Below are 16346 nucleotides of genomic sequence, written 5' to 3'. Positions count from 1 at the left end.
GATGGGTTTCAACCTTTCTGCCTGGGCGCTGCGCAACCGCCAGATCGTCCTGTTCCTGATGATCCTGCTGGCCGTCATTGGCGCCATGTCGTACACCAAGCTTGGCCAGAGCGAGGATCCGCCATTCACCTTCAAGGCCATGGTCATCCGCACCCTGTGGCCAGGCGCCAGCGCTGAAGAAGTGTCGCGACAGGTGACCGAGCGCATCGAAAAGAAGCTGATGGAAACCGGTGAGTACGAGAGAATCGTCTCGTTCTCTCGCCCCGGCGAATCGCAGGTTACTTTCATGGCCCGTGACTCGCTGCACTCCAAGGACATCCCCGCGTTGTGGTACCAGATCCGCAAGAAGGTTGCGGACATTCGCCACACCTTGCCGCCGGAGATCCAGGGCCCGTTCTTCAACGACGAGTTCGGCACCACCTTCGGCAATATCTATGCGCTGACTGGCGAAGGCTTTGACTATGCGGTGCTCAAGGACTACGCCGACCGTATCCAGATCCAGCTGCAGCGGGTCAAGGATGTGGGCAAGGTCGAGCTGATCGGCCTGCAGGACGAGAAAGTCTGGATTGAGCTGTCCAACCTCAAGCTGGCCACCCTCGGCGTGCCCCTGGAAGCCGTGCAGAAGGCGTTGCAAGAACAGAACGCGGTGAGCACCGCCGGTTTCTTCGAGACGCCCAGCGAGCGCTTGCAACTGCGCGTGAGCGGGCGTTTCGACAGTGTCGAGCAGATCCGCCAGTTCCCCATTCGCGTGGGGGATCGCACCTTCCGGATTGGTGATGTCGCCGAGGTGCACCGTGGCTTCAACGACCCACCTGCACCGCGCATGCGCTTCATGGGCGAGGATGCCATTGGCCTGGCGGTGTCGATGAAAGACGGTGGCGACATCCTGGTACTGGGCAAGGCCCTGGAAGGCGAGTTCGAGCGCCTGGCGCATAACCTGCCTGCCGGCATGGCGCTGCGCAAGGTTTCGGATCAACCGGCGGCGGTCAAGGCCGGCGTGGGCGAATTCGTGCAGGTGCTGGTCGAGGCGTTGGTCATTGTGCTGCTGGTGAGCTTCTTCTCGCTGGGCCTGCGCACTGGCCTGGTGGTGGCGCTGGCCATTCCGCTGGTGTTGGCCATGACCTTTGCCGCCATGCATTACTTCGGCATCGGCCTGCACAAGATTTCCCTTGGCGCGCTGGTGCTGGCCCTGGGCTTGCTGGTGGACGACGCGATCATTGCCGTGGAGATGATGGCGATCAAGATGGAGCAGGGCTATGACCGCCTCAAGGCAGCCAGCTATGCCTGGACGAGTACGGCCTTCCCGATGCTCACCGGTACGCTGATCACGGCAGCAGGCTTTCTGCCAATTGCCACCGCGGCCTCCAGCACGGGCGAATACACCCGGTCGATCTTCCAGGTGGTCACCATCGCTTTGCTGACCTCTTGGGTGGCGGCTGTGGTGTTCGTGCCTTACCTGGGCGAGCGCCTGCTACCCGACCTGGCCAAGCTGCATGCGGCGCGTCATGGCAAGGATGGCCATGCACCAGACCCATACGCCACCCCGTTCTACCAGCGCGTGCGACGGCTGGTGGAGTGGTGCGTACGGCGGCGCAAGACGGTAATCCTGCTGACCGTTGCCGCTTTTGTCGGCAGCCTCCTGCTGTTCCGCTTCGTACCCCAGCAGTTCTTCCCGGCCTCCGGGCGCCCGGAGCTGATGGTTGACCTGAAGCTGGCCGAAGGCGCCTCGCTGGCCAATACCGCCGAGCGGGTCAAGCAGCTGGAGGCGCTGCTCAAGCAGCAGGACGGTATCGACAACTACGTGGCCTATGTGGGCACCGGCTCGCCGCGCTTCTACCTGCCGCTGGACCAGCAACTGCCGGCAGCCAGCTTTGCCCAGTTCGTGGTGCTGGCCAAGTCGATGGAAGACCGCGAACGCCTGCGCAGTTGGCTGATCAGCACGGTGGACCAGCAGTTCCCCGACCTGCGCGCCCGGGTCACGCGTCTGGAAAATGGCCCACCCGTGGGTTACCCGGTGCAGTTCCGGGTCACTGGCGAGCATATCGAGAAGGCCCGTGCACTGGCCCGTGAAGTGGCGGACAAGGTGCGCGAGAACCCGCACGTGGTGAACGTGCACCTGGACTGGGAGGAACCCAGCAAGGCGGTGTTCCTCGAAATCGACCAGGACCGCGCCCGTGCGCTGGGCGTGAGCACTTCGCACCTGGCGAGCTTCCTGCAAAGCTCGCTGATCGGCACCACGGTCAGCCAGTACCGCGAGGACAACGAACTGATCGAGATCCTGCTGCGCGGCACCCGGCAGGAACGCAGCGAGCTGGGCAACCTGGGTAGTCTGGCGTTGCCCACCGACAATGGCCAGAGCGTGGCGCTGTCGCAGGTGGCGACCCTGGAGTACGGCTTTGAAGAAGGCATTATCTGGCACCGCAACCGCTTGCCGACGGTGACCGTGCGTGCCGATATCTACGACCAGGAGCAGCCGGCGACGCTGGTGAAGCAGATTCTGCCGACCCTGCAGGACATCCGCGCCAAGCTGCCCGATGGCTACCTGCTGGAGGTGGGCGGCACGGTGGAGGACTCCGAACGGGGGCAGAAATCGGTGAATGCCGGCATGCCACTGTTCATCGTGGTAGTCCTGAGCTTGCTGATGATCCAGCTGCGCAGTTTCTCGCGCACGGTGATGGTGTTCCTCACCGCGCCGCTGGGGCTGATCGGTGTGACCCTGTTCCTGCTGGTGTTCCGCCAGCCGTTCGGCTTTGTCGCCATGCTCGGCACCATTGCGTTGGCGGGGATGATCATGCGCAACTCGGTGATCCTGGTGGACCAGATCGAGCAGGACATCGCAGCGGGGATGGAGCGCTGGCAGGCGATCATCGAGGCTACGGTGCGGCGCTTCCGGCCGATCGTGCTGACCGCGCTGGCGGCGGTGCTGGCCATGATCCCGTTGTCGCGTAGTGTGTTCTATGGACCGATGGCGGTGGCGATCATGGGTGGGTTGATCGTGGCCACGGTGCTAACACTGCTGTTCCTGCCGGCGTTGTATGCGGCTTGGTTCAGGGTGAAGAAGGGCTGAAGACCGCAGGGGGAGGGCTTAGCCCTCCCTTCGCGGGTAAACCCGCTCCTACGACGGCCTGTGTCCAACCCCGCCGCCGTGTAGGAGCGGGTTTACCCGCGAATACGGTGGCGGCAGCAACGGTGAGCGGCTGGTGAAAATTGGCCAGCAGGCCCGGCCCTTTCGCGGGTGAACCCGCTCCTACAGCGCGCCGAAGACCTTCTTGGCCAGGCTGGTAGCCGCAGCTGCCGGGTTCTGGCGAATGCTCTGCTCCTGTTTGCCGATCATCTCGAACAAACCATCCAACGCCTTCTCGGTCACGTAGTTCTCGATATTGGCGTCATCCTTGACCAGCCCCAGGCCTTTGGCCTGGGCGGCGAAGGCATTGTACTGCTGGGCCACGCCAACCTTGTCGGTGGCCTGCTTGACGATTGGCAGGAACTTGGCGCGGATCTGCTCGCGGCTGCTTTTGTTCAGGTACTGGGTGGCCGAGTCGTCACCGCCGCTGAGGATGCCTTTGGCGTCGGTCACACTCATGTTCTTCACGGCATCCACCAGAATCGCCTGGGCCTGCGGCACGGCGGCCTCGGCGGCTTTGTTCATGCTGGTTTCCAGGGCTTCGACCTGTTCACCCTTGCCGAACATTTTCATCGCCTTGGCGGCTTTGCCCAGGTTGCCTGGCAGCTCGATGCGCACGTCCGGGTTGTTGCTGAAGCCGCCTGGGGTGCTCAGTTGCTTGACGGCCAGCTGCGCACCTTGGGTCAGGGCATCTTTCAGGCCGCCGGTGGCGTCTTTCTGGCTGAGGTCGCCCAGCGACAGGGCCAGGGCACTGGCCGACAGCAGCAGGCCGGCGCACAGGGTGGTGAAGCGCAGGGAAGTGCGGATCATGAAGCTTTCCTTGTAAACGGATGAGTACGGGTATCAGCGAACCTGATCTACCTTGATGCGTACCGATTGCGGGTCACTGCCATCAAGCGCGACACCGTGGTGTTCGGTATTGATGAACAGCAACTTGCCATTCAGCTCGATGCGCGCGCTCACCGCATAGCGGTGGCCAGGCTTGACCTGCGCGGGGTCATAGGTGAGATGGAACGGCAGCGGCACGTTGCCTTTGACCGGGCCGGCCTGGCGCGCCAGGGTCACGGCAGGGGCGTCCATCAGCGACACATCCTGCAGTTCCACGCTCAGGGTGGCGGCAGGCGGCAGGGCAATGCGCTGCAGGTAGAAGACTTCACCGTCCAGGCTGGCCTGGTTGGGTGGGGTTTGGCTGGAGCAGGCTGCAAGCAGGGATGCGCAACACAGCATAAAGAGCTTTTTCATGGAATCTCCGGTGTCCTTGGAGCTGGCTTGTGGCCAACCCCACGGACTTTAGCGGATTTTGCCGACCGATGAACCGTTAGAGGGTCGAAGTTTCCAACCCGTCGTCACGGTGCAGGGCCACTTGGCGGATCGACAGGCGCAGCTCGGCCGACAGCACTCGCTTGGCCACGCCCTCGGCCAGCTCGCCGAGCTTGTCGTGATAACCCAGCTTGCCTTGCGCGTCGGCGTGCAGCACGCCTTGCTGAAGCAGGGTCTGGATGAAGTGGCGGAACAGCGTCTTGTCGAAGAACTCCGGTGCGTTCAGGCCATGCAGGATCGACAGGCGCTGGGCCATCATCACGCACAGGTCTTCCAGCGCTTCGGCGCTCAGGCTGTTCTGCCCGCTGTTGATCAGCAGCGAGGTTGCCATGTAGAAGCGCTGCAGGGTCTGGGTGATGGTGCGGGCCAGCAGGGTCAGCAACACGAACTGCCGCGAGCTGGGCGCCGGGCGCACGTACAGGTCGTTGTCCTGGCGCAGCAGGCCCTGTTCCACCAGCGCGACCAGCCATTGGTCGATGACCTCGTCCAGCTGTTCTGGTGTCCAGCGCAGGAACAGTTCGGCCTGCAGATAGGGATAAAGCGCATGCACATACTGGCCCAGCAGTTGGCGGCTCATGCGGGAACTGCTGAGGAAGAAGCTGGCCAGCAGCGCCGGCAGGGCGAAGATGTGCAGCACGTTGTTGCGGTAGTAGGTCATCAGCACCGCGTTGCCTTCATCCAGGTAGAGGATGCGGCCCAGGGCATCCTTCTGCTCGGCCACCAGGTTCATGCTGCGCACATGTTCGATCAGTGCCTGGCCGTCGCCCTCGGGCAGGGTGGTGTGCGGCGAGTAGGGCACTTGGCGCAGCAGCGCCAGGTACAGGTCGAGAACGCGGGTCAGGGCGCGCTCGTCCAGGGCAAGGCGGCTGGTGGACAGCAGTGCCAGGGCCACCAGGTTGACCGGGTTGATGGCCGCCGCCTCGTTGAGGTGGCGGGCCACGGTTTCTCCCAGGCGGGCGGTGGCGGCGTTGAGCCAGTCCGGCCGGTACTGCGGACCGTGATCCTGTTCACGCCAGCCGGGCTGCTGCTGGTCGAGGAAGCCGGCCAGGCGGATGGGTTCGCCGAAGTTGACGTAGACCTGGCCAAAGCGCTGCTTGAGTGCGCCGAACACCTTGAAGATGTCCAGCACCGACTCCTTCTTCTTGCTGGCGCCGCGCAGTTCGCCCAGGTAGGTACGGCCTTCAAGCACGCGCTCGTAGCCGATGTACACCGGCACGAACACGATTGGCGTACGCGACGAACGCAGGAAGCTGCGCAGGGTAATGGCCAGCATCCCGGTGCGCGGCTGCAACATGCGCCCGGTGCGCGAGCGGCCGCCTTCGACGAAGTACTCGACCGGGAAGCCCTTGGTGTACAGGGTATGCAGGTACTCATTGAACACCGCCGTGTAAAGCGGGTTGCCCTTGAACGTGCGGCGCATGAAGAAGGCGCCACCACGGCGTAGCAGGTTACCCACCACCGGCATGTTGAGGTTGATGCCTGCTGCCACGTGCGGCGGAGTGAGGCCGTTGCGGAACAGCAGGTACGACAGCAGCAGGTAGTCGATGTGGCTGCGGTGGCACGGCACGTAGATCACTTCATGGCCAGGGGCGATACCCTGCACCTGTTCGATGTGGTTGACCTTGATGCCGTCGTAGATCTTGTTCCAGAACCAGCTGAGCACCACTTCGAGGAAGCGGATGGCGGTATAGGTGTAGTCCGAGGCTATCTCGTTGCCATAGCGCAGTGCCTGGGCCTCGGCTTTGGCCAGCGGAAGGTTCTCGCGCTGCGCTTCGTCGGCAATCGCCTGGCGCACTTGCGGGGCATGGACCAGGCCTTTGACCAGGGTGCGTCGGTGCGAGATGTCCGGGCCGATGACGGCAGTCTTGAGGTTGCGAAAGTGCACGCGCATCAGGCGCTGGGCCATGCGCACGGTGCGCTCGTGGCCTTTGTTGTGCTGCACCAGCTCGCGCAGGTGGATTGGCGCGGAGAACTGTACCCGGGTCTTGCGCCCCAGGATCAGTACGGTCAGCAGCCGGCGCAGGCGCCCGGTTACCGCCCAGCTGTCGGCGAACAGCAGCTTCCAGGGGCTGGACTCGCTGGCCGGGGTCTGGCCCCAGAACACGCTGACAGGAATGATCTGCGCATCTTCTTCAGCATGCTGGCTGACAGCAGCCATCAGGCGTTCGAGGGTGGGCGGTGCGCCGCTTTTGTCCTGGCGGCCGAGCCAGTCCGGGTCGGGGGTCAGGTAGAAGAACGCGGCGGGTTCCTGCAGTGGGCCGACAGCTACCGGCAGCACCGGGCGCGGTAGCCCCGCCTTGGTGCACTCGTGGTCGAGCACGGCCAGGTCGGTGAGCGCGGGCGAGGGCAGCGCATAGAACACCGGCCGGCTGCGGTCGAGGTTGAGGGTCATGGAAGACTGGTTGATGGTCTCGGAGCGCACCCACAGGTACAACAGGCGACGCAGGCCGCCGAATATCAGGCGGTGCAGGGGGGAACGGGTCATGGGGTGTGTGCCCTGGGTGTGATGTTCAGGTGAGTATTCTGCTATTTAGTCTGCCGTATCGGCGTAAGTTCAGCAAAATTCGGCCAACGACGGGACCGTCATCAATTTTTTTTGTTCTGTGTCATATACTCGGCCTGCCACTTGCAGGATATTTCGGCAAGCGGCGTTGGCACGGGGCAGGTGACCTCATGCCTGCAAGGCGATCTTCACAATAAAAATCCGGAGTAGTTCAGATGTCGTCTCGTGAGACTGGGAATGTAAAGTGGTTCAACGATGCCAAGGGTTATGGCTTCATTCAGCGCGAAGGTGGTGCGGATGTGTTCGTCCACTATCGGGCGATCCGCGGTGAGGGGCATCGTACCCTGGTCGAAGGGCAGCGGGTGGAGTACGCCTGCGTGCAGGGCCAGAAAGGCCTGCAAGCCGAAGACGTAGTGGGCCTCTGAGCCTCTGGTTTCAAGCCGTAGGAGCGGGCTTGCCCGCGAAGCAGCCACCACGGTGGCTGCCACGGGCATAGCCCGTGTTCGCGGGTAAACCCGCTCCTACAGAAACGAGCAAGGCTGCCGTTTCATGATGTACGCCAGGTGATTTCCTCTTCACCGTCGGCGCTGATGCGGACCCAGCGGTCGGCATCTTCTTCCCCGTCTTCCTCGACCCAGCCACCCGGCGCGCAGCGCACTTCCACACCCAGCGCGGCAAATGCGGCGCGGGCGCAGGCAACGTCGTCGGCCCACGGCGTCTGGTCGCTTTCCAGGTACAGGCTGTTCCATTTCCCTACAGCCTTGGGTAACCAAGTGACCGGAATGTTACCGGCCTGGCATTTGAAGGTTTGGCCTTTCTGCTTCCACTCGGTGCACGGGCCGATTGCCTGGGCGAGCCACTCGGCAATCTGCTTGTGGTCGACGTCGGCGTCCTTCAGGTAGATCTCGATATCAGGTTGACGCATAAGGGCTCCGGGTGTGCTCAGTCTTGGCGCACGAAATAGTCATAACGCATGGAAACCGTGACCTCGAACGGCTCGGGCTGGTCGATCACCCGGGCACGTTTTTCGGCGCTGGCACGCCAGCCGTGTGGGGTCATGGCCAGCAGGTCGGCACGGGCCTTGGGCGCGGCCAGGCTCAGGCGGAACTCGAGGGTTTCGCTGTGTGCATGGGCCATGCCTTCAGGGACCAGGGCCAGGTGCTTGTCGTCGGCGTAAGGGCGTACTTCATCGTAGAGCACTTCACGCAGTTCCATCAGGTGGCCGCTGGTCGGGCCGACCCGCATCAGGCCGCCGCCGGGGCTGAGCAAGCGCTTGGCCTCGGCCCAGTCCAGCGGGCTGAAAACGCTGGCGATGAACTGGCAGCTGGCGTCGGTCAGCGGCACGCGGGCCATGCTGGCGACCATCCAGGTGACCGCCGGTGCTCGGCGGCAGGCGCGCTTGACCGCTTCGCGGGAGATGTCCAGCGCATAGCCGTCGGCGGCCGGCAAGGCCTGGGCGATCTGTGCGGTGTAGTAACCCTCGCCGCAGCCGATGTCCAGCCAGGCGCCAGGCTGGCGCTCGGCGGCCAGTTCGGCCAGGCGGCGGGCGACTGGCGCGTAATGGCCGGCGTCGAGAAAGTCGCGGCGTGCCTCGACCATCGCCTGGTTGTCACCGGGGTCGCGGCTGTTCTTGTGCTGCACCGGCAGCAGGTTCAGGTAACCCTGGCGGGCGCGGTCGAAGCGGTGGCCGGCCGGGCACACCACACCATTATCGAGCCGGCTCAGCGGCGCCTGGCAAAGCGGGCAGGCAAGCATCAGGCGAGCAACCGGACCAGGGTCTGGTAGTAGATTTCGGTCAGCAGATCGAGGTCGCTGGCCAGGATCCGCTCGTCAACCTGGTGGATGGTGGCGTTGACCGGGCCGAGTTCGACCACCTGGGTGCCCATGGTTGCGATGAAGCGGCCATCGGAGGTACCGCCGCTGGTGGAGGGCTGGGTATCGCGACCGGTGACGCCCTTGATGCTGGCCGCCACGGCGTCGAGCAGCTCGCCTGGTTCGGTCAGGAACGGCAGGCCCGACAGTGCCCAGTCGACCGACCAGTCCAGTTCATGCTTGTCGAGAATCGCCGACACTCGGGCCTGCAGGCCTTCGACGGTGGACTCGGTAGAGAAGCGGAAGTTGAACAGCGCGGTCAGCTCGCCCGGGACCACGTTGGTGGCGCCGGTGCCGGAATTGAGGTTGGAGATCTGGAAGCTGGTTGGCGGGAAGAACGCATTGCCTTCGTCCCAGTGCTCGGCAGCCAGTTCCGCCAGGGCCGGGGCGGCCAGGTGGATCGGGTTGCGCGCCAGGTGCGGGTAGGCCACATGGCCCTGTTTGCCGCGTATGGTCAGCTTGGCGCCCAGCGAACCACGGCGACCGTTCTTGACCACGTCACCCAGCAAGGTGGTGCTGGACGGTTCGCCGACGATGCACCAATCCAAACGCTCGTTGCGCGCTTTCAGGCGCTCGACCACCGCCTTGGTGCCGTGGTGAGCCGGGCCTTCCTCGTCGCTGGTGATCAGAAACGCGACCTTGCCGCGGTGGTTCGGGTAGTCCTGCACGAAGCGCTCGCTGGCGATGACCATGGACGCCAGGCTGCCCTTCATGTCGGCGGCGCCACGGCCACAGAGCATGCCGTCGGCGTCGATCAGTGCCTCGAAGGGTTCATGCTGCCATTGCTGGACCGGGCCGGTAGGCACCACGTCGGTGTGGCCGGCAAAACACAGTACCGGGCCGTCCTGGCTGCCGTGGGTGGCCCAGAAGTTGTCGACGTCTTCAATGCGCATCGGCTCCAGCTGGAAACCGACGGCGCCCAGACGGTTCATCATCTGCGCCTGGCAATCGGCGTCGACGGGGGTGACCGAGGGGCGACGGATCAGGTCGCAGGCCAGTTGAAGGGTAGGCGAGAGCTCGGCAGGGGCCGTCATGGGGGACTCCGGGGCAAGGCAAGGCGGGGAAATCTGAGGGGCGTTATCTTATATCAAATGGTTTCGGGCAGCACGGCCCATTCGCGGGCATGCCCGCGAATGGGCTGCACAGGTCAGCCCAGGCAACTTCAAGCCTGCTGCGCTTCGGCAGCCTTTTCTGCGGGCTTGGGCAGCGACGACAGGAACGCCATCACCAGCGCTGCTACATAAGGCAACGACTGCACCAGCAACATCGCCACCCAGAAGCGCATGTCCGAACTCGGCAGCCCCTGCACCAGGTAGATGCCCAACGCCGCGCCCCACAGCAGCAACATGATGAACAGCTCTTCCCGCGCTTCGGAAATCGCCACCAGCAACCCATGGCTGTCAGCGTTCTTCGGCGTGCGGAAGAACGGCATGCTGCTGGTGAAGAAACCATACAGTACCGCCTTGGCGATGGTGTGCGACAGTGCCAGCCCGGCCAGCGCAGCTGCGAAGGCATCCTTGAGGTTCACCCCCACCGCTCGGCGGTACAGGAAGATGATCTTGCCGACCTTGAAGAAGAACAGCGCCAGCGGCGGGATGGCGAAGATCATCAGGGGCGGATCGACCCGATGCGGCACGATGATCATCGCCGCCGACCACAACAGCGCGCCGATGGTGAAGAAGATGTTCATGCCATCGGCGATCCACGGTAGCCAGCCGGCCAGGAAGTGGTAGCGCTGGCCACGGGTCAGCTGGCTGCCTTTGCCGCGCAGCAGCGCGCCGGCGTGGTGCTTGATGATCTGGATGGCGCCATAGGCCCAGCGGAAGCGTTGTTTCTTGAAGTCGATGAAGGTGTCGGGCATCAGGCCCTTGCCGTAGCTGTTGTGGGCGTAGGCGGCGGACAGGCCTTTCTCGAACACACGCAGGCCCAGTTCGGCGTCCTCGCAGATGCACCACTCGGCCCAGCCCAGTTCTTCCAGCACACTGCGCCGGGTCATGGTCATGGTGCCGTGCTGGATGATCGCGTCACGGTCGTTGCGGGTAACCATACCGATGTGGAAGAAGCCTTTGTATTCGCTGTAGCACAGCTTCTTGAAGGCGCTTTCGTGCTGGTCGCGGTAATCCTGCGGTGACTGCACCACGGCAATTTTCGGGTCGGCGAAGTGCGGCACCATGTGCTTGAGCCAGTTGCGGTCCACGCAGTAGTCCGAGTCGATCACCGCGATCACTTCGGCGTCCTTTGCCGTGTGCGGGATCAGGTAATTCAGCGCACCGCCCTTGAAGCCGGCCAGCGGCGCGACGTGGAAGAACTTGAAGCGCTCGCCAAGCTTTTCGCAGTGGGCCTTGAGTGGCTCCCACACGGCCGGGTCCTTGGTGTTGTTGTCGATCACCAGCACTTCGTAGTCGGGGTAGTCCAGGGCGGCCAAGGCGTCCAGGGTCTGTTTTACCATCTCAGGTGGTTCGTTGTAGCACGGCACATGCACCGACACCTTGGGCCGGTAGGCACTGTCGGCCTGCACGGGCAGGAATTCGCGGCGGCGCTTGTGTATCCAGACCGCCTCGGCCAGTTCGTGGGCCTCGGTGAGCAACACGATGAACACGCCCAGCGCGCCGAGGGCCAGCAGCACGCCCACGGTCAGGCTGAACCAGGTGCTGTATTGCTGGCTGTAGTCATAGGCGATCCACACCAGTACCGACCCGCACAGGAAGGTGATGAACGTCAGGAAGGTACGGCCACGCTGGCGCAGGGCCGAGCCATCGATGAACAGCACCATCAGGGCGATCATTGCCAGCACCACCGACGCCACTGCCAGGGCCCGCCACTGCGGGATCGCCACCACGGGGCCGTCGAAGTTGAACTTCTGCTGGCGCTCGGCGTTGTAGACGCCCCAGTAGGCGCCTACCGACCCTTCGTCGCTGGCCTTCCAGGGTTGGTCATAGGCTTCAATGACAAAGTAGTTGTAGCCACGGCGGTTGAGGGTATTGACCAGGGTGCGCAAGTAGATGGCCTGGTCGGCCTGTGTGGCATCGGCACCACCGCGCATGCGGCCGTTGCTCGGCCAGCCGACTTCCGACAGCAGCAGCGGTTTGCGCGGGAACTGGTGCTTCAGTTCACGGGCGCGGTCGAGGACGAACTCGACCGAATCCTTCATCGGCACGAACTCCCAGTAGGGCAGGATGTGCGCGGCAATCAGGTCGACGTGCCTGGCCAGCTCAGGATGTTCCTTCCAGATGTGCCATTGTTCACTGGTGGTCACGGGCACCTTCACGGCTGCGCGTACCCGGTCCAGGTATTTGATCAGGTTTTCCGGTGTGACTTCTTCACGGAACAGCGCCTCGTTGCCGACCACCACCCGCACCACGCTGCGCGACGTGTTGGCCAGCTGGATGGCCGTGGCGATTTCGCGTTCGTTGCGCTCCAGGTCCGGGCTGATCCATATCCCCAGCGTCACCCGCAGGCCGAACTCCTCGGCCAGGCGCGGTATGTCAGCCTGAGTGCCTTCCACGGTATAGATACGGATGCTGTCGGTCAGTTTGCTCAGTTGCTCCAGGTCCTGGCGCATTTCGTCGTCGGTGGGGTACTGACCCTTCTGTGGGCTTTCGCCCAGGCGGAACGGCGAATACGAAAAGCCAGAGATCTGTTCTGGCCAGGCGGGGGCGGAGACCGGGCGGTTGATCAGTGCCCAGAACCCGGTGAACAGTGCGGCGATGGCCAGCACCACTACCAGGTTCAGGCCGAATTTACGTGAAGACATCGTCGTCCATTCATGTGGAAGTGATAGGACATTAAAGCAGGGTTGGCAGTCTCTTTCCTAACGATGCAGGCCAAGGGTTCACTGGCATATAATGCGCGCCGGTTTTTTGGGGTATGAACATGAGCACAGAAGATCCACGCTTTGCCGGCGTTGCCCGGCTGTATGGCGACCAGGGGCTGCAACGTCTGGGCCAGGCCCATGTGGCTGTGGTCGGTATTGGCGGGGTGGGCTCGTGGGTGGCCGAAGCCCTGGCACGCAGCGGCGTGGGCGAGATTACCCTGTTCGACCTGGACGATGTCTGCGTCAGCAACACCAACCGCCAGGCCCATGCGCTGGAAGGGCAGGTGGGGCGGCCCAAGGTCGAGGTCATGGCCGAGCGCCTGCGGGCGATCAACCCAGGGTGTACGGTGCATGCGGTGGCCGACTTCGTCACCCGCGAGACCATGGCCGAGTACATCACCGAGCACCTCGACTGCGTGATCGACTGCATCGACAGCGTCATGGCCAAGGCGGCGCTGATCGCCTGGTGTCGGCGGCGCAAGATTGCCATTGTCACTACCGGTGGCGCGGGTGGGCAGATCGACCCGACGCAGATCCAGATCGCCGACCTGAACAAGACCTTCAACGACCCGTTGGCTTCACGGGTGCGTTCCACCCTGCGCCGCGACTACAACTTCTCGCGTAATGTCAGCCGTAACTATGGCGTGCCGTGCGTGTTCTCCAGTGAACAGCTGCGTTACCCCAAGGGTGATGGCAGTGTTTGCCTGCAGAAAAGCTTTGTCGGTGAAGGCGTGCGGCTGGACTGCTCGGGTGGCTTTGGCGCGGTGATGATGGTGACTGCGACCTTTGGCATGGTAGCGGCGAGCAAGGCGATAGAAAAACTGGTGGCTGGAGCGCGCCGGCCGTCGGAACGGGTCAAGCCTGAATAGACCGCGTGGGCGTCTTCGCGGGCCCGCCCGCTACAGGTATTGCATCTCTTCCAAGCATGATGCCGTACCTGTGGGAGCGGGCAGGCCCGCGAAGCAACCAGCGCCGATTCAGCGGTTGGACGCCAACTCCGCCATCCGCTGCAACACCGCATGCAGCCCATTGCTGCGCGACGGCGACAATTGGCGCTCCAGCCCGAGCTGGGTAAACCACTCGCGCAGATCAATCCCGGCCAGCTCCTCACTGGCCAGTCCCTGCACCCGCACCAGCAACAGCGCCAGCAGCCCACGCAACAAGCGGGCATCGCTGCTGGCCTTGAACCGCCACACGCCCTCGATCTGCTCGGCCACCAGCCACACCAGGCTCTCGCAGCCATGCACCCGGTTGGCCTCGGTCTTTTCGGCGTCTGCCAGCGGCTCCAGGCGGTCACCCCACTGCATCAACAGCCGCGCACGCTGTTCCCAGCCTTTGCCCTGTTGAAACGCTTCCAGCGCTTGGTGCGCCTGTTTCGGCAGGCTCATCGCAACAGCTCCAGGCCTTGGTCCAGCGCGTCGAAGAAACGCTGCACGTCATCGCTGTCGTTGTACAAACCCAGCGACACCCGTATCGCGCCCTCCAGCCCCAGCCCCTTCAGCAGTGGCATGGCACAGTGGTGACCGGCACGCACGGCAATGCCCTGTTCAGTCAGCAGGTGAGCGATATCGGCGTTGTGCACGCCCTCGATGACGAAACTGGCCAGGGCCGTCTGCGGTGCGCCCAACACCCGCACGCCCTCGCGGTCGCCCAGGCCACGCAGCAGGTGCTGGTGCAGGCTGGCTTCATGCGCTGCGACCGCATGGGCATCGAGGCTGGCCAGGTAGTCCAGCGTTGCACCCAGGCCGATCACCCCGGCAATCGGCGGCGTACCTGCTTCGAAGCCCAGGGGTGCGGGACGGAAGCTGGCGCTGTGGTACTCGGCCAGCTGCACCATCTCGCCACCGAACTGCCAGTGGCGTAACAGCTCCAGGGCCTGGGCGCGGCCATAGAGCACGCCGACGCCGTCCGGACCGTACAGCTTGTGGCTGGAAAATACATAGAAGTCGCAGCCCAGTTGCTGCATGTCCTGGCGACCATGCACCACGCCCTGGGCACCATCGACCACCGTCAGCGCGCCTTGGGCGCGGGCATGGGCCAGCAGCGCTGGCAGCGGTTGCCAGGTACCCAGCACGTTGGACAGCTGGCTGATGGCGAGCACTCGGGTGCGCGGGCCGATCAGTTGCAGTGCCTGGTCCTGGTCGATACGACCCTGGGCGTCCAGTGGCAGCACCACCAGGCGCAGGTTGCGCCGGTGTGCCAGCTGTTGCCAGGGCAGCAGGTTGGCATGGTGCTCCAGGGCACTGATGGCAATTTCGTCACCGGCTTCGAGGCGGTGCTCCAGGCCATAGGCCAGCAGGTTCAGTGCCGAGGTGGCGCCGTGGGTGAACACGATCTGCCGCGAGTCTGCGACATTGAGCCAGGCGGCGACCTTGTCGCGGCTGGTTTCGAAGGCCTGGGTCGCCAGCGCACCGGGCAAATGCTGGGCACGGTGCACGTTGGCCGCGCCATGGCCGTAGTAATGGCTCAGGGCATCGAGCAAGGCTTGCGGCTTCTGGGTGGTGGCGGCGCTGTCCAGATAGGTCTGGTGCTGCCGTTGCAGGGCGGCGATGGCGGGGAAGTCGGCACGCCAGGGAGAGGGCTGGAACATGTTTGCGAGGCCTGGAATGAAAATCGGGTCTGGTGCATTGGCGCCAGACCCGATCTTAACACCTCAAACCCGGCAGGGTTCTCAGTTGTGAGCGTGCAGCGCTTCGTTCAGCTCGATGGCCGACTTGTGGGTCTTGCACTCTACCGCGCCGTTCAGCGAGTTGCGGCGGAACAGCAGGTCGGTCTGGCCGGCCAGGTCGCGGGCCTTGACCACTTTGACCAGTTCGTTGTTCTCGTCCAGCAGGTTCACCTTGGTGCCCGCGGTGATGTACAGGCCGGCTTCGACGGTGTTGCGGTTGCCCAACGGAATACCGATACCGGCGTTGGCGCCGATCAGGCAGCCCTCGCCGACTTTGATGACGATGTTGCCGCCACCGGACAGGGTGCCCATGGTCGAGCAGCCGCCGCCCAGGTCCGAGCCCTTGCCGACGAATACGCCAGCGGAAACGCGGCCTTCGATCATGCCCGGGCCTTCGGTGCCCGCGTTAAAGTTGACGAAGCCTTCGTGCATGATGGTGGTGCCTTCGCCAATGTAGGCGCCCAGGCGCACACGGGCGGTGTCGGCGATACGCACGCCGGCCGGGACCACGTAGTCGGTCATTTTCGGGAACTTGTCCACCGAGAACACTTCCAGCAGCTCGCCCTTCAGGCGTGCTTCCAGTTGCAGCTCGGCCAGTTCGCCCAGGTCGACCGCGCCCTGGTTGGTCCAGGCCACGTTCGGCAGCAGCGGGAAGATACCGGCCAGGCTTACGCCATGCGGCTTGACCAGGCGGTGCGACAGCAGGTGCAGCTTGAGGTAGGCCTCTGGGGTTGAGCTCAGGGCAGCGTCTTCGGCCAGCAGGGTGGCGACCAGCGGCTTGTGGCTCTCTGCCAGGCGGGTCAGCAGGGCGGCCTGGGCAGCGTCCACGCCCTTCAGGGCTTCGGCCAGTTGTGCGGCCTGGGCGTTGCTGAAGGCGATGGCCTGGTTGCCACCTTCGTAACCGAGAACAGGGGCTACTGCAGCAACCAGTTCGGCGCTCGGGTTGAGCAGCGGTTGTGCGTAGAACACTTCCAGCCAGGCGCCCTGGCGGTTCTGGGAGCCGACACCGAAGGCCAGGCTGAACAGGGTATTGGACATGTGATTA

The 16346-nt window shown here is 63.9% G+C and carries 13 protein-coding genes; 3 read left to right on the top strand and 10 right to left on the bottom strand.

The window, feature by feature from the left end:
- Nucleotide 1: 1 nt before the first annotated feature.
- Nucleotides 2–3067, top strand: coding sequence for an efflux RND transporter permease subunit (locus tag KW568_RS23060; RefSeq protein WP_047604490.1), 3066 nt, complete (start codon nucleotides 2–4; stop codon nucleotides 3065–3067).
- Nucleotides 3068–3247: 180 nt separating this feature from the next.
- Here the strand turns inward: KW568_RS23060 and KW568_RS23055 are convergent, their stop codons facing one another.
- From KW568_RS23055 to plsB, 3 genes are all read right to left on the bottom strand, one after another.
- Entirely contained in the window at nucleotides 3248–3934 is a 687-nt protein-coding gene (locus tag KW568_RS23055) for a DUF4197 domain-containing protein (RefSeq protein WP_003252248.1), read from the bottom strand.
- A gap of 33 nt (nucleotides 3935–3967) precedes the next feature.
- Nucleotides 3968–4366, bottom strand: a complete 399-nt coding sequence (locus tag KW568_RS23050) for a YbaY family lipoprotein (protein WP_003252249.1) — start codon at nucleotides 4364–4366, stop codon at nucleotides 3968–3970.
- 76 nt (nucleotides 4367–4442) lie between these two features.
- Entirely contained in the window at nucleotides 4443–6929 is a 2487-nt protein-coding gene (plsB, locus tag KW568_RS23045; protein WP_259536913.1) for a glycerol-3-phosphate 1-O-acyltransferase PlsB, read from the bottom strand.
- Between the two features lie 233 nt (nucleotides 6930–7162).
- Between plsB and KW568_RS23040 the strand changes: the two genes are divergently transcribed.
- The gene (locus KW568_RS23040) at nucleotides 7163–7372 is read left to right on the top strand and encodes a cold-shock protein (protein ID WP_003252255.1); all 210 of its coding nucleotides are present in this window, start codon (nucleotides 7163–7165) and stop codon (nucleotides 7370–7372) included.
- A 122-nt stretch (nucleotides 7373–7494) separates the two neighbouring features.
- Here the strand turns inward: KW568_RS23040 and KW568_RS23035 are convergent, their stop codons facing one another.
- From KW568_RS23035 to KW568_RS23020, 4 genes are all read right to left on the bottom strand, one after another.
- Nucleotides 7495–7872, bottom strand: coding sequence for a hypothetical protein (locus KW568_RS23035; RefSeq protein ID WP_003252257.1), 378 nt, complete (start codon nucleotides 7870–7872; stop codon nucleotides 7495–7497).
- Between the two features lie 17 nt (nucleotides 7873–7889).
- Nucleotides 7890–8702, bottom strand: a complete 813-nt coding sequence (locus tag KW568_RS23030; protein ID WP_003252259.1) for a putative RNA methyltransferase — start codon at nucleotides 8700–8702, stop codon at nucleotides 7890–7892.
- Nucleotides 8702–9853, bottom strand: coding sequence for a succinyl-diaminopimelate desuccinylase (gene dapE, locus KW568_RS23025; protein WP_004574734.1), 1152 nt, complete (start codon nucleotides 9851–9853; stop codon nucleotides 8702–8704). Before dapE ends, KW568_RS23030 begins: the two co-directional genes overlap by 1 nt.
- A gap of 128 nt (nucleotides 9854–9981) precedes the next feature.
- Nucleotides 9982–12573, bottom strand: coding sequence for a glycosyltransferase (locus KW568_RS23020; RefSeq protein WP_003252262.1), 2592 nt, complete (start codon nucleotides 12571–12573; stop codon nucleotides 9982–9984).
- Between the two features lie 119 nt (nucleotides 12574–12692).
- Between KW568_RS23020 and tcdA the strand changes: the two genes are divergently transcribed.
- Nucleotides 12693–13502 (top strand): tRNA cyclic N6-threonylcarbamoyladenosine(37) synthase TcdA, encoded by an 810-nt coding sequence (gene tcdA, locus KW568_RS23015; RefSeq protein ID WP_003252264.1) that lies wholly within the window; start codon nucleotides 12693–12695, stop codon nucleotides 13500–13502.
- Between the two features lie 108 nt (nucleotides 13503–13610).
- On the opposite strand, the gene KW568_RS23010 is transcribed toward tcdA, so the two are convergent.
- The 3 genes from KW568_RS23010 to dapD all read right to left on the bottom strand — a co-directional run bounded on the left by KW568_RS23010 (nucleotide 13611) and on the right by dapD (nucleotide 16339).
- Complete coding sequence (locus KW568_RS23010) at nucleotides 13611–14021, bottom strand: SufE family protein (RefSeq protein WP_054889495.1); 411 nt, start codon at nucleotides 14019–14021, stop codon at nucleotides 13611–13613.
- On the bottom strand, nucleotides 14018–15223 hold the full coding sequence (locus KW568_RS23005; RefSeq protein ID WP_054889496.1) for a cysteine desulfurase: 1206 nt from the start codon (nucleotides 15221–15223) through the stop codon (nucleotides 14018–14020). Before KW568_RS23005 ends, KW568_RS23010 begins: the two co-directional genes overlap by 4 nt.
- A gap of 81 nt (nucleotides 15224–15304) precedes the next feature.
- Nucleotides 15305–16339: a 2,3,4,5-tetrahydropyridine-2,6-dicarboxylate N-succinyltransferase gene (dapD, locus tag KW568_RS23000; RefSeq protein WP_259536906.1), complete on the bottom strand. Its 1035-nt coding sequence runs from the start codon at nucleotides 16337–16339 to the stop codon at nucleotides 15305–15307.
- Nucleotides 16340–16346 lie beyond the last annotated feature (7 nt).

Origin of the sequence: Pseudomonas sp. HD6515 (genome assembly GCF_024971855.1) — a bacterium.
Classification (GTDB): Bacteria; Pseudomonadota; Gammaproteobacteria; order Pseudomonadales; family Pseudomonadaceae; genus Aquipseudomonas; species Aquipseudomonas alloputida.
This window is presented reverse-complemented; position numbering and strand designations above follow the sequence as displayed.